Source organism: Ancylobacter sp. GW821-FHT10E12, from assembly GCF_058809335.1.
In genome coordinates this window covers 327,204-339,562 of record NZ_JBXASN010000001.1, presented here as the reverse complement: position 1 = coordinate 339,562, position 12,359 = coordinate 327,204, and the positions used below count along the sequence as shown (strand labels likewise).

The following is a 12,359-nucleotide window of genomic DNA, read 5'->3' as shown; positions in this document are numbered from 1 at the left end:
GCCACAAGCGACAGTCAGAAGAAGCCATGATCGCGGAACGAACCGCCGGGAAGAAGGAGAAGCGACGGGTTATGCCCACGACGTGTCATCGCCAGGACGCATCGCGCCTCCATCCGGCCCCTTCGGCCCGCCTCCTGAAGAGCGCATGGCGCGCCGCCTGGCTCTGCGCCGGCCTCGCCGTGCCTGTGCTCATGGCGCCCGCTCCGGCGCAGGCGCAGCAGATCCTCGTCATGGTGCAGGGCGATCCGATCACCAGCTTCGACGTCAGCCAGCGGATCAAGCTCGCCCAGCTCACCGAGCGCCGCTCGCTGAACAGCAAGCAGGCGCTCGACGAGCTCGTCGACGAACGGCTGAAGATATTCACCGCCAATCGCTATGGCATCACCATCGACGACGCCGAGCTGAACAAGCTCTACACCAACATGGCGAGCCGTTCCGGCCGCACCCCCGACCAGCTCACCCAAGCACTGGCGCAGTCGGGGATCGATGCCCGCCTTCTCAAGCAGAAGATGCGGGCGGACTATGTGTGGAACAATTATGTGCGCGGGCGCTTCTCGTCGGCAACCACGGTGCGCGATTCCGACATCTTCGCCGCATTGAGCGCCAAGGGCGCCGACGTCAACCAGGCCCAGCGCACCACCGAATACACGGTCCGCCAGATCGTCCTCGTGGTGTCGCGCACCGCCTCGCCGGCCCAGCGCTCCCAGCGCATGGCGGAGGCGGCGGCACTGCGCAAATCGTTCACCGACTGCGACAGCGGCACCGCTGCCGCCCGGCAGCTGCGCGAGACCGTGGTCCGCGACCCGGTGATCCGCACCTCGGCCGACATGTCGGCGCCGCTGCGCAAGATCATGGACGATACGCCGGTCGGCCAGACCACCCAGCCCGAGGTCACGCAGGCCGGCATCGAGATGGTCGCCATCTGCAACCGCCGCGAGGTCGTCGGTGAGAGCGCCCAGAAGCGCGAGGTGCGCAACGAGCTGCAGAACAAGCAGTTCGACTCGCAGTCGGCTCGCCTTCTCCAGGAAGCGCGCAAGAACGCCATGATCCAGTACCGCTGACGCTCCATGGCCGATTCCCTCTCCCCGCTCGCGCTGTCGCTCGGCGAACCGGCGGGCATCGGGCCGGACGTCACCCTCGCCGCCTGGATGCGGCGGGACGAGTTGCGCCTGCCGGCCTTCTTCGTCACCGGCGATGCCGCCTGCCTTGCCGCCCGCGCCGCGCATATCGGCTGTGAGGTCGAACTTGCCGAGGTCGCGCCGGAAGATGCCGCCGCGACCTTCGCCACCGCCCTCCCGGTCGTTCCATCTGGCCGGGTCGCCACCGCCGAACCGGGCCGTCCGGACGCCACCAGCGGCCCGGCGGCACGCGCGGCCATCGATGCGGCCGTCGGCTTCGTCCGTTCCGGCCGAGCACGGGCGATCGTCACCAACCCGATCGCCAAGTCGGTGCTCTATGCCGACGGCTTCGCCTTCCCCGGCCATACCGAATACCTGGCGCATCTGTGCGGCTCGCCGGCGCCGAGGCCGGTGATGATGATCTGGTCGCCCGAGCTCGCGGTGATTCCGGCGACCATCCATGTCCCGATCGCCGATGTTCCGCGCCTGTACACCGTCGAGTTGCTGGTCGAGACCGGCCGTATCGCCGCCGCCGATCTCATCCGCCGCTTCGGCATCGCCGCGCCGCGCATCGCCGTGTGCGGGCTCAATCCGCATGCCGGCGAGGACGGCACCATCGGGCGCGAGGACGAGACCGTCACCCGCCCGGCCGTAGCCGCGCTTCGGGCGCTCGGCATCGACGCGCGTGGACCGCTGCCGGCCGACACGCTGTTCCATGCCGCCGCGCGGGCCACCTACGACGTGGTCATCGGCGCCTATCACGACCAGGTGCTGGCGCCGGTCAAGACGCTGGCCTTCGACACCGGCGTCAACGTCACGCTCGGCCTGCCCTTCGTGCGCACCTCGCCCGACCACGGCACCGCCTTCGACATTGCCGGCACCGGCCGCGCCAATCCGTCGAGCCTCATTGAGGCGCTGCGCCTCGCCGATCGGCTCGCCGCGGCGGACGCCGTCTCGTGAGCGCGCTCGACGATCTGCCGCCGCTGCGCGACGTCATTCGCGACCACGGCCTTTCGGCGCTGAAGTCGCTCGGCCAGAATTTCCTGCTGGACCTCAACCTCACCGCCCGCATCGCCCGCACCGCCGGCGCGCTGGAAGAGGTGACGGTGTTCGAGGTCGGCCCCGGCCCTGGCGGGCTCACCCGCGCCCTGCTGGCGCTCGGCGCCGGGCGCGTAGTGGCGGTGGAGCGCGATGCCCGCTGCATCGCGGCGCTGAACGAGGTTGCCGCCCGCTATCCCGGCCGGCTGGAGATCATCGAGGGCGATGCGCTCGCCACCGATTTCGCCCGCCTCGCCTCCGACGGGCAGACCCGCATCGTGGCCAACCTGCCCTATAATATCGGCACGCCGCTGCTGATCGGCTGGCTGTCGGCCGAGCCCTGGCCGCCCTTCTATGAGAGCCTGACGCTGATGTTCCAGCGCGAGGTGGCCGAGCGCATCGTCGCCGCGCCGGGCACCGACCATTACGGCCGCCTCGCCGTGCTCACCGGCTGGAGGGCGACCGCGCGCATCGCCTTCGACGTCGCGCCCTCGGCCTTCGTCCCGCCGCCCAAGGTGACGTCCTCGGTCGTGCATATCGTGCCGCGCCCCTCCCCGCTCCCCTGCGACCGGCGCGCGCTGGAGCGGGTGACGGAAGCGGCATTCGGCCAGCGGCGCAAGATGCTGCGCCAGAGCCTGAAAAGCCTCGGCGTCGACACGACCGCGCTGCTGGAAGCCGCCGGCATCGAGCCGACCGAGCGCGCCGAGCAGGTGCCGGTGGAGGGTTTCGTGGCGCTGGCCAATGCCTGGACGGCGGCGCGGGCCGGCTGAGGCTCAGTCGGTCAACGCCGCGAGCTCGGAGTCCAGCCGCTCGATGATGGGCGGCAGGCCCAGTTGGCGCTCCCGGCGCAACCGTTCGGTGGCGAGAATCTGGCGCAGGCTGGTGAAGGTCTTGTCCAGGTCCTGGTTCACCAGCACGTAGTCATATTCGGTCCAGTGGGCGATCTCGGTGCGGGCGTTTTTCAGCCGCTTCTCGATCACGCCGGAGGCGTCTTCCGCCCGCCGCTCCAGCCGCATCTTCAGCTCGGAAGCGGAAGGCGGCAGGATGAACACCCCGACAATGTCGGAGCGCATCTTCTCGTACAGCTGCAACGTGCCCTGATAGTCGATGTCGAACAGCACATCCCGGCCGGAGGACAGCGCCGCCTCTACCGGCTCGCGCGGCGTGCCGTAGAAATTGCCGTGCACCTCCGCCGATTCGAGCAGATCGCCGGAATCGCGCATCCGCTGGAAGCGCTCGCGGGTGAGGAAGTGGTAGTGCACTCCTTCCACCTCGCTCGGCCGCCGCTCGCGCGTCGTCACCGAAACCGAGAGATAGATCTCCGGGTGCTTTTCCAGCAGCAGCCGTGCCAGCGTCGACTTGCCCGCCCCGGAGGGCGAGGACAACACCAGCATCAGCCCGCGTCGGGCGATGGCGATTTCGGTTAGTGCCGCGTTCATGCGCCTCACTCGATATTCTGGACCTGTTCGCGGAACTGCTCGACGAGCCCCTTCAGCTCCAGACCAATCGCCGTCAGCGACACGTCATTGGCCTTGGAGCAAAGCGTATTGGTTTCGCGGTTGAATTCCTGGGCGAGGAAGTCGAGCCGTCGTCCGACCGGGCCGCCCTCCGCCAGCATGGTGCGGGCGGCCGCCACATGGGCGACCAGCCGGTCGAGTTCCTCGCGCACATCGACCTTGCTGGCCAGCATCAGCGCTTCCTGATGCAGCCGGTCCGGGTCGAATCCGCTCGGGTTGCCGGCCAGCACGGCGATCTGCTCGGCGAGCCTGGCGCGGATCGCCTCCGGCCGGCGCGCCGGATTGGCCTCGGCGGCGGCCGTCAGGCGGGCGATGCCGTCGAGCCGTTCGCCCAGCACCGCGCTCAGCGCCGCGCCTTCGCCGGCCCGCATGGCGATCAGCGCCTCGAGCGCCGCCTCGAAGCCGGCAGTCACCGCAGCTTCCGCCGCCCGGCGCTCCTCGGGCGTATCCTCGGATTCGGCGATCTCCATCACGCCCTTGAGCCCGAGCAGGCTCTCGAGCTGGACCGGCGGGGCGCCCATCTCGGCGGCGATGCGGGAGACCGACCCGGCCACCGCGCGCAGCACCTCTTCGTTCACCCGAACGCTCACCGCCGAATCGGCGCGGGTCATGGTCAGATTGGCGTTGATATTGCCGCGCGACAGCCGCTTGGAGGCCATGGCCTTGAGAGGAGCCTCCAGCGCGTCCCAGCCGCCCGGCAGGCGCAGGCGCAGGTCGAGCCCCTTGCCATTGACCGATTTGAGCTCCCACGCCCAGCTCCAGGCACCTGAGAGCCCTTGCGTGCGTGAAAACCCCGTCATGCTGGCCAGCGCCATGAAGCACACTCCCCCCGACATTGCTCGGGCGCGCGGACCATAGCCAGCGACGCTCCGGCCCTCAAGCGGTTGCGCGGATCAATCGGGCGGCGGCGCGCCGGTATTACCGGAAACCCCGGCGGCGGCCGGCTGCTGGCGCTCGATCTGCCGCCAGCGGGCGACATTGCGGTTGTGCTGGTCCAGCGTCTCAGCGAAGACGTGCCCCCCGGTGCCGTCGGCGACGAAATAGAGGTCCTTGGTCTTGGCCGGACTGGCCGTCGCCTCCAGCGAGGCGCGGCCGGGATTGCCGATCGGACCGGGCGGCAGGCCGAGGATGGCATAGGTGTTGAACGGGGTCGGGGTGGTGATGTCGGCACGGGTGATCGGGCGTTCCAGCCTCCCCTTGCCGCGCACCAGCCCGTAGATGATGGTCGGATCGGACTGGAGCCGCATCTTCTTGTCGAGCCGGTTGATGAACACCGCGGCGACGCGCGAGCGTTCGTCGGCCTCGCCGGTCTCCTTCTCGACGATGGAGGCGAGGATCACCAGCTCCTCGGGACTGCGCAGCGGCACCGAGGGGTCGCGCTTCTGCCAGACCTCCTGCAGAATCGCCTGCTGCGAGCGCGCCATGCGCCGCAGGATGTCTTCCCGCGACGTGCCGCGGGTGACCTTGTAGGTCTCCGGCAACAGGCTGCCCTCGCGCGGCACCTGCCGCACCGTGCCGGAAAGCACGTCGAATTCGGCAAGTCGCTGGACGATCTGGTCGCTCGTCAGGCCTTCGGGAATGGTGATGTTGTATTCGATCACCTTGCCCGACACGAGGGTATCGAGCACATCGCGGGTCGAGGCGGCCGCGGCGAAGCCATACTCGCCCGCCTTAAGCCGGCCGGAGGAGCGGGTGCCCACCGCCGCGGCGACGAACACCCATTTGTCGTTGATGATGCCCTTGCTCGCCAGCAGATCGGCGATGTCCATCAGCCCGTATTCGCCGGGAATCACCAGCGTCGTGTCGGCGACCAGCGGTCCGGGCTCGACATAGCGCGACTTGCCGATCCAGAACGCGCCGCCGCCGAGCAGGATGGCGACGAGCAGCAGCGTGAACACGGCGCTGCCGGCCACCACCAGAGGATGATTCGCCCGCTGCGAGGCCTTGTGCGCCGCCTTGGCCTTCTTGGCGCGCGACGGCGGCGGAGGGGGCGGCGGAGGCGCTGCGGCGATCGGCTCCGCAGGCGGGATCTCGGGGGGAAGCGCTTGGCTGGACGGCACCTCGGCGGGGGTCGATCCGGGAGCCGGCGAATTCTCGTCAGTCATCGGGGGCCTCGCCGTGGGCAGGTTCCGCAAGGATCGGGCGATCCCGGCGAGCGGACCATGCCGCGATTTGCTCGATCTGCAACCCCGACCATTGCGAAAACTTTATTCCAATGGTCGACACTGCGGCGTGCGCGGGCGGCGCGACGCTCGAGGCAGACTACCCTCAAATATGGCGAAAGCGGGAAGCCGGGCCGTGCCCTCCCCGCCTCGCGTCAATGGGCGTAGCGCCGGAACACCAGCGAGGCATTGGTGCCGCCGAAGCCGAACGAGTTCGACAGGGCATATTCCACATGGCGCTCGCGCGGCGTGTGGGGCACGAGGTCGATCGGCGTCTCCACCGACGGATTATCCAGGTTGATGGTCGGCGGCACGATCTGATCGCGAATGGCGAGCAGCGAGAAAATCGCCTCGACCGCGCCCGCGGCGCCAAGCAGATGGCCGATCGACGACTTGGTCGACGACATCGAGATGGTCGCGCCCGCATTGCCGACGAGCCGCTGCACCGCGCCCAGCTCGATCTCGTCCGCCATGGTGGAGGTGCCATGCGCGTTGATGTAGTCGATCTCGGAAGGCGTGATCCCCGCCCGCTTCAGGGCGGCGCTCATGCAGCGATAGGCGCCATCGCCGTCTTCGGACGGGGCGGTGATGTGGAAGGCGTCGCCCGACATGCCGTAGCCGACGATTTCGCCGTAGATCCGCGCGCCGCGCGCCAGCGCATGATCGAGGGCCTCGACCACCACCACTCCCGCGCCTTCGCCCATGACGAAACCGTCGCGATCCTTGTCATAGGGGCGCGAGGCCTTCTCCGGCGTGTCGTTATAGCTGGTGGAAAGCGCGCGACAGGCGGCAAAGCCGGCCATGCCGATGCGGCTGATCGGCGACTCGGCGCCGCCGGCGACCATGACCTCGGCATCGCCGAGCGCAACGAGGCGGGCGGCATCGCCGATGGCATGGGAGCCGGTCGAGCAGGCGGTGACCACCGCGTGATTCGGGCCTTTCAGCCCATGGGCGATGGAGACATAGCCGCCGGCGAGATTGATGAGGCGTCCGGGGATGAAGAAGGGCGACACCCGGCGCGGACCGCGCTCCTTGAGCAGGATGCTGGTTTCGGCGATGCCCTGAAGGCCGCCGATGCCCGAGCCGATCATCACGCCCGAGACGATCTGCTCCTCGTAGGTGCTCGGATGCCATCCGGCATCGTCGAGCGCCTGCCGGGCCGCAGCCATCGCATAGATGATGAAATCGTCGACCTTGCGCTGCTCCTTCGGCTCCATCCACTGGTCGGGATTGAAGGTCACGTCGGAGCCGTCGCCGCGCTGGACCTGGCAGGCGATCTTGCAGGGCAGGTCGTCGACCTGGAACGTGTCGACCACGCGAGCACCGCTCCTGCCCGCGAGAATGTTCTTCCAGCTGGTTTCGACGCCGCACCCGAGCGGCGTCACCATGCCGAGGCCGGTAACGACGACGCGCCTCATTCAATCTCTCCGGAAATCACCAGGAGCACAGCGCGCTGCGACGGCCAGGCCGTCGCAGCCGCATCGGGCCGCTCTCAGGCGGCGTTCTTCTCAAGGAACTTGATCGCATCGCCGACGGTCAGGATCGTCTCGGCGGCGTCATCGGGAATCTCGCAATTGAAGGCCTCTTCGAAGGCCATCACCAGCTCGACAGTGTCGAGGCTGTCAGCGCCGAGATCGTCGATGAAGCTGGCATTGTCGGTAACCTTCTCGGGCTCGACGCCCAGATGCTCGGCTACAATCTTCTTCACGCGCTCGGCAATATCGCTCATCGGTCCACCCTCGTCCGTATCCGGAGGTTGCTACGTTGTTTCCATCTAGACGGCCATCCGGGCGAGCCGGAAAACCGCCTGTTATCTGCCCCGATTACAGGATGTCGCGGACACGTCGCTTCTCGTCGGCGACGTCCGACCCCCCTGTGAGCCGTGGCGGTCGTTAGCACACTTCATCTGGCAAAACCAGCGCCGCTGCCAGCGCCGGAACCGCCGGAATTCAGCGGCTTTGGTCAGATCATCGCCATTCCGCCATTCACATGCAGCGTCTGGCCGGTGACATAGGCGGCCTCGTCGGAGGCGAGATAGACGGCGGCGGCCGCGATGTCCTCCGGCGCGCCCAGCCGGCCGGCCGGAACGTTGGAGAGAATCGCCTCGCGCTGCTTGTCGTTCAGCACGTCGGTCATCGGCGTGGCGATGAAGCCGGGCGCGATGCAGTTCACCGTCACGCCGCGCGCCGCCACTTCCTTGGCGAGCGCCTTGGACATGCCGATCATGCCGGCCTTGGCGGCGGCATAATTGCCCTGCCCGGCATTGCCGGTGACGCCGACGATGGAGGTGATGCCGATGATGCGGCCGGTGCGCCGGCGCATCATGTTGCGGGCGGCGGCGCGCATCAGCCGGAAGCCGGCGGTCAGGTTCACCGAGATCACCGTGTCCCACGCCTCGTCGGTGAGGCGCACGAACAGGCCGTCGCGGGTGATGCCGGCATTGTTGACGAGGATGTCGACGACACCCATCGCCTCCTCCGCCTGCGGCACCAGCTTTTCCACTTCCTCGCTGGAGGCGAGGTTGCAGGGCAGCACGAAGCTGCGCTCGCCCATCTCGCCGGCAAGCGCGTCGAGCGCCTCGCGGCGGGTTCCCGAGATCGCGACGGTCGCGCCGCGAGCGTGCAGCGACTTGGCGATGGCGCCGCCGATGCCACCCGTGGCGCCGGTGACGAGGGCGGTCTTGCCGGTCAGGTCGAACATGGAATCTCCTGCTGCTCTCAGGCGGATGCGCCGAGCGGGGCAAAGGCGGCGACGTCCTCGGCAGTGCCGACATTGGCGGAGGCGACCTGCCGGGCGATGCGCTTGGTGAGGCCGGACAGCACCTTGCCGGAGCCGACCTCGACGAGCCGCGTCACGCCCTCGCCGGCCATGAAGGCCACCGATTCGCGCCAGCGCACCGTGCCGGTCACCTGCCGGGTCAGCAATTCGCGGATCATGCCGGGATCGGTCACCGGCGCGGCCGTCACATTGGCGACGACGGGCACTTTCGGCGAGGCGACCTCGACCTTGCCGAGCGCATCGCGCATCGCGTCGGCCGCCGACACGATCAGCCGGCAATGGAAAGGCGCGGAAACCGAGAGCAGGATGGCGCGGGCGGCGCCTTCGCGCTTGGCGATCTCGACCACCCGCTCGATGGCGACGGCATCACCCGAGACCACGACCTGGCCGGGCGCGTTGTCATTGGCGATGTCGCAGACCTGGCCCTGCGCCGCTTCCGCGGCGACGGCGACGACCTTGTCGTAGTCGAGCCCGAGAATGGCGGCCATGGCGCCGGCCCCCACCGGCACCGCGGCCTGCATGGCGATACCGCGCAGCCGCAGCAGCCGCGCCGTATCGGCGACCGACAGGGCGCCGGCGGCGGCGAGCGCCGAATATTCGCCCAGCGAATGGCCGGCGACGAAGGCGGCGTCGCGCGCGAGGTCGAGGCCGGCCTCCGCCTCCAGCACGCGGATCGCCGCCAGCGAGGTGGCCATCAGCGCCGGCTGGGCGTTGGCGGTCAGGGTCAGCGTCTCGATGGGGCCGTCCCACATCACCGCGGACAGTTTCTCGCCGAGAGCCTCGTCCACTTCCGCGAAAATGGCGCGGGCAACGGCGAAGTTGTCGGCGAGCGACTTGCCCATGCCGACGACCTGACTGCCCTGACCGGGGAAAACGAAAGCTGTGCTCATGCAGATGATGTCCGCAGGTTGACGATAGGCGCGGGCAGGAACACCGATGCGCGGGCCCTGTCAAGCGCAGGCGCCACCGGAGGCGGCAGGAAAGCGACGCTCTTTACAACGGACTTACACGCGCGCGGGAAACGCCACGACCCGGCATGGCTGATATTCGGGACAAACCTTGATTTCCCGGCGTTTTCGCGTATAAGCCCGCGCACTGTCGGTCCCGGCCGGGGGCTGAACGGACGGTCGCGCTCGTCGCGATGTCGGAATCTTCGATGTTTCCGCGCGTCCCGTGTCCCCGCCTTCGAGATTGTTCGAGCCTTTCCGCGAGGCTCGAAGGGCTCGTCGCCGGGACGATGGCCGCAATGGTGCGGATTCTATAGGAAAGGCACGAGACATGGCTCTTTATGAGCATGTGTTCCTCGCGCGCCAGGACGTAACGGCGCAGCAGGTCGAGGAACTCACCGCCCGCTTCAAGGGCGTGATCGAGGCGAATGGCGGTGCGGTCTCCAAGACCGAATACTGGGGCGTGAAGACGCTCACCTACCGCATTCGCAAGAACCGCAAGGCCCACTTCTCTCTGCTCAACATCGACGCCCCGGCGCCGGCGGTAGCCGAGATGGAGCGCCAGATGCGCATCGACGAGGACGTCCTGCGCTTCCTGACCATCCGGGTCGAGGAGCTCGAGGAAGGCCAGTCGGTCATGCTGCAGAAGCGCGACCGTGACGATCGCGGCGAGCGTGGCGAGCGCGGCTTCGGTGGTGATCGCGGCTTCGGCGGTGGCGGGCGCGGCTTCGGCGGCGGTCGGGACGATCGTCCCCCGCGCCGTGACCGTGAAGAAGCCAACGCGAATATGGAGACTGAATGATGGCCTTCGGTAGCACCGGCGGTTCCGCCGCGGGCGGCGCGCGCCGTCCTTTCTTCCGTCGTCGCAAGACCTGCCCGTTCTCCGGCGCCAACGCCCCGAAGATCGACTACAAGGACGTGCGTCTGCTGCAGCGCTACATTTCCGAGCGCGGCAAGATCGTGCCGTCCCGCATCACGGCGGTCTCCGCCAAGAAGCAGCGCGAGCTCGCGGCCGCCATCAAGCGTTCCCGCTTCCTCGGCCTGCTGCCCTTCGTGATCCGCTGATCACATCGATTCCGTCCCCGGCAGCCATGCCGGGGACGTTCGCCTGACGATTTTCCGACCGGCCTGCGGGACAATCCCGTCGGGCCTTCAGCTGAGGCGGGCCTAGATCCGCCTCTAACCGCTTAAGGAGCGGGACAGCTCGTCGATGATGATGATTTGGCTCATAGCGTTCGGCGCCGGTGCGGCGTCCGCCCTGATGGTCGCCGCTGTTGCGACCGGCAGCGCTTTGGCCCTGCCGCTGTTCTATCTCGCCCCCCTGCCCGTTTTCATCGCCGGCCTCGGCTGGTCGCATCTAGCGGCGCTGGTCGCCGCCTCCACCGCCGCCGTGCTCACCGGCCTGTTCTTCGGGCTGGAGCTGACCGTCGCCTATGTCGCCGGCGTCGGGCTGCCGGCCTATGTGATGGCCTATCTCGCGCTGATGGCGCGGCAGGACGGCCCCGATGCGCCGCTCGAGTGGTTTCCCGTCGGCCGGCTTGTCCTCGCCGCGGCGGTGCTGGGCAGCCTTGCCGTCGCCTCGCTGGTCCCGCTGGTCGCCGGCGATTTCGCCGACTACGAGGCGGCCCTGCGCGTGCTGTTCGAGGCGATGCTGGCCGATCGTGCCGGCGAGGTCGGCCCGGACGCCGAGCGGCTCGCCGATATCCTGGTCGCCATCATGCCGCCGGCGGCGGCGGTGGTGACCATGGCGACCCAGCTCGCCAATCTCTGGCTCGCCGCCCATATCGCCCGGATGTCGGGCCGGCTGATGCGCCCGTGGCCCGACCTGTCGGCGATGGTGCTGCCGCGCGCGGCGGCGGTGCTGCTCGTCGGCGCCTTCCTCGGCGCCATGATCACCTCCGGCTTCGTCGGGCTGCTGGTCGAGCTGCTCGCCGCCACGCTGCTGCTGGCCTTCGGCCTGCTCGGCATTGCGGTGGTGCACACGGTGACCCGCGGCGCGCCGGGCCGCAGCCTCGTCATCGGCACGGTGTGGCTCGCCGCCCTTGCCCTCGGCTGGCCGTTTGCGGCGCTGGCGCTGCTCGGTCTCGTCGAAACCCTGTTCGGCGTGCGCGCCCGGTTTCCCCGCAAGGGCGGCCGGGGCGGACCGCCCGCCGCCAACGACATCTGACGACATCAACCAACCAACGATCGACAAGGAGAATCAACATGGAAGTCATTCTGCTGGAGCGCGTGGCCAAGCTTGGCCAGATGGGCGAAGTGGTTCGCGTGAAGGACGGCTTCGCCCGTAACTTCCTGCTGCCGTCGGGCAAGGCGCTGCGCGCCACCAAGGACAACAAGACCCGCTTCGACTCGATGAAGACCCAGCTCGAGGCCCGCAACCTCGAACTCAAGAACGAAGCCTCCAAGGTCGGCGCCAAGCTCAACGGCACCGAAGTCGTGCTGGTCCGCCAGGCCGGCGAGACCGGCCAGCTGTACGGCTCGGTGTCGACCCGCGACATCGCCGATGCCCTGACCGCCGCCGGCTTCACCGTCAGCCGCTCGCAGGTCGTTCTCAACCACCCGATCAAGACCATCGGCGTGCATACCGTCCCGGTGACGCTGCATCCCGAGGTCGAGGTGACGATCAAGACCAACATCGCCCGCAGCGCCGAAGAAGCCGCCCGCCAGTCGCGCGGCGAGGACCTGTCGGTCGTCCGTGACGAGGACGAGGACGAAGATGTCGCCGAAGTTGCCGATGAGGCCGAGGCGGACGAAGCCGAGCAGGCCTGACACTATTACCTAACGTAATACGCCAAATTG

14 protein-coding genes are annotated in these 12,359 nt (G+C 68.5%); 7 read left to right on the top strand and 7 right to left on the bottom strand.

Features of this window, described 5'->3' with window-relative positions; genetic code table 11:
• Window positions 1-71 precede the first annotated feature (71 nt).
• Genes AC1RU4_RS01715 through rsmA form a run of 3 tightly spaced genes read left to right on the top strand, consistent with a single transcriptional unit; the run spans window position 72 to window position 2,926 of the window.
• Window positions 72-1,061, top strand: coding sequence for a peptidylprolyl isomerase (locus AC1RU4_RS01715; protein WP_492889259.1), 990 nt, complete (start codon window positions 72-74; stop codon window positions 1,059-1,061).
• Window positions 1,062-1,067: 6 nt separating this feature from the next.
• Window positions 1,068-2,078, top strand: a complete 1,011-nt coding sequence (gene pdxA, locus AC1RU4_RS01710; protein ID WP_492889258.1) for a 4-hydroxythreonine-4-phosphate dehydrogenase PdxA — start codon at window positions 1,068-1,070, stop codon at window positions 2,076-2,078.
• Window positions 2,075-2,926, top strand: coding sequence for a 16S rRNA (adenine(1518)-N(6)/adenine(1519)-N(6))-dimethyltransferase RsmA (rsmA, locus tag AC1RU4_RS01705; RefSeq protein ID WP_492889257.1), 852 nt, complete (start codon window positions 2,075-2,077; stop codon window positions 2,924-2,926). The genes pdxA and rsmA overlap by 4 nt, the downstream gene beginning before the upstream one ends.
• A 3-nt stretch (window positions 2,927-2,929) precedes the next feature.
• Here rsmA and gmk read toward each other — a convergent pair whose 3' ends face one another.
• From gmk to fabD, 7 genes are all read right to left on the bottom strand, one after another.
• Entirely contained in the window at window positions 2,930-3,595 is a 666-nt protein-coding gene (gene gmk / locus AC1RU4_RS01700; RefSeq protein WP_492889256.1) for a guanylate kinase, read from the bottom strand.
• Window positions 3,596-3,600: 5 nt separating this feature from the next.
• Window positions 3,601-4,488, bottom strand: coding sequence for a YicC/YloC family endoribonuclease (locus tag AC1RU4_RS01695; RefSeq protein WP_492889255.1), 888 nt, complete (start codon window positions 4,486-4,488; stop codon window positions 3,601-3,603).
• Between the two features lie 78 nt (window positions 4,489-4,566).
• Window positions 4,567-5,778, bottom strand: coding sequence for an endolytic transglycosylase MltG (gene mltG / locus AC1RU4_RS01690; protein WP_492889254.1), 1,212 nt, complete (start codon window positions 5,776-5,778; stop codon window positions 4,567-4,569).
• Between the two features lie 212 nt (window positions 5,779-5,990).
• The gene (gene fabF, locus AC1RU4_RS01685) at window positions 5,991-7,253 is read right to left on the bottom strand and encodes a beta-ketoacyl-ACP synthase II (protein ID WP_492889253.1); all 1,263 of its coding nucleotides are present in this window, start codon (window positions 7,251-7,253) and stop codon (window positions 5,991-5,993) included.
• Between the two features lie 74 nt (window positions 7,254-7,327).
• Window positions 7,328-7,564: an acyl carrier protein gene (locus AC1RU4_RS01680; RefSeq protein WP_492889252.1), complete on the bottom strand. Its 237-nt coding sequence runs from the start codon at window positions 7,562-7,564 to the stop codon at window positions 7,328-7,330.
• Between the two features lie 233 nt (window positions 7,565-7,797).
• A complete protein-coding gene (gene fabG, locus AC1RU4_RS01675; protein WP_492889251.1) occupies window positions 7,798-8,535 on the bottom strand; it encodes a 3-oxoacyl-[acyl-carrier-protein] reductase in 738 nt (245 codons plus the stop codon).
• 17 nt (window positions 8,536-8,552) lie between these two features.
• Window positions 8,553-9,503, bottom strand: a complete 951-nt coding sequence (gene fabD / locus AC1RU4_RS01670; RefSeq protein WP_492889250.1) for an ACP S-malonyltransferase — start codon at window positions 9,501-9,503, stop codon at window positions 8,553-8,555.
• A gap of 388 nt (window positions 9,504-9,891) precedes the next feature.
• On the opposite strand from fabD, the gene rpsF reads away from it, so the two are divergent.
• From rpsF to rplI, 4 genes are all read left to right on the top strand, one after another.
• On the top strand, window positions 9,892-10,362 hold the full coding sequence (gene rpsF / locus AC1RU4_RS01665) for a 30S ribosomal protein S6 (RefSeq protein WP_492889249.1): 471 nt from the start codon (window positions 9,892-9,894) through the stop codon (window positions 10,360-10,362).
• Window positions 10,362-10,625 (top strand): 30S ribosomal protein S18, encoded by a 264-nt coding sequence (gene rpsR, locus AC1RU4_RS01660; protein ID WP_492889248.1) that lies wholly within the window; start codon window positions 10,362-10,364, stop codon window positions 10,623-10,625. The genes rpsF and rpsR overlap by 1 nt, the downstream gene beginning before the upstream one ends.
• Window positions 10,626-10,770: 145 nt before the next feature.
• Complete coding sequence (locus tag AC1RU4_RS01655) at window positions 10,771-11,727, top strand: DUF2232 domain-containing protein (protein WP_492889247.1); 957 nt, start codon at window positions 10,771-10,773, stop codon at window positions 11,725-11,727.
• A gap of 38 nt (window positions 11,728-11,765) precedes the next feature.
• Complete coding sequence (gene rplI / locus AC1RU4_RS01650; protein WP_492889246.1) at window positions 11,766-12,329, top strand: 50S ribosomal protein L9; 564 nt, start codon at window positions 11,766-11,768, stop codon at window positions 12,327-12,329.
• Window positions 12,330-12,359: the final 30 nt, after the last annotated feature.

Bases quoted from the DNA above. Each gene is read 5' to 3' on its own strand.
- AC1RU4_RS01715 (WP_492889259.1), top strand. From the start codon at position 72: ATGCCCACGACGTGTCATCGCCAGGACGCATCGCGCCTCCATCCGGCC.
- pdxA (WP_492889258.1), top strand. From the start codon at position 1,068: ATGGCCGATTCCCTCTCCCCGCTCGCGCTGTCGCTCGGCGAACCGGCG.
- gmk (WP_492889256.1), bottom strand. From the start codon at position 3,595: ATGAACGCGGCACTAACCGAAATCGCCATCGCCCGACGCGGGCTGATG.
- AC1RU4_RS01695 (WP_492889255.1), bottom strand. From the start codon at position 4,488: ATGGCGCTGGCCAGCATGACGGGGTTTTCACGCACGCAAGGGCTCTCA.
- mltG (WP_492889254.1), bottom strand. From the start codon at position 5,778: ATGACTGACGAGAATTCGCCGGCTCCCGGATCGACCCCCGCCGAGGTG.
- fabF (WP_492889253.1), bottom strand. From the start codon at position 7,253: ATGAGGCGCGTCGTCGTTACCGGCCTCGGCATGGTGACGCCGCTCGGG.
- AC1RU4_RS01680 (WP_492889252.1), bottom strand. From the start codon at position 7,564: ATGAGCGATATTGCCGAGCGCGTGAAGAAGATTGTAGCCGAGCATCTG.
- fabG (WP_492889251.1), bottom strand. From the start codon at position 8,535: ATGTTCGACCTGACCGGCAAGACCGCCCTCGTCACCGGCGCCACGGGT.
- fabD (WP_492889250.1), bottom strand. From the start codon at position 9,503: ATGAGCACAGCTTTCGTTTTCCCCGGTCAGGGCAGTCAGGTCGTCGGC.
- rpsF (WP_492889249.1), top strand. From the start codon at position 9,892: ATGGCTCTTTATGAGCATGTGTTCCTCGCGCGCCAGGACGTAACGGCG.
- rpsR (WP_492889248.1), top strand. From the start codon at position 10,362: ATGGCCTTCGGTAGCACCGGCGGTTCCGCCGCGGGCGGCGCGCGCCGT.
- AC1RU4_RS01655 (WP_492889247.1), top strand. From the start codon at position 10,771: ATGATGATGATTTGGCTCATAGCGTTCGGCGCCGGTGCGGCGTCCGCC.
- rplI (WP_492889246.1), top strand. From the start codon at position 11,766: ATGGAAGTCATTCTGCTGGAGCGCGTGGCCAAGCTTGGCCAGATGGGC.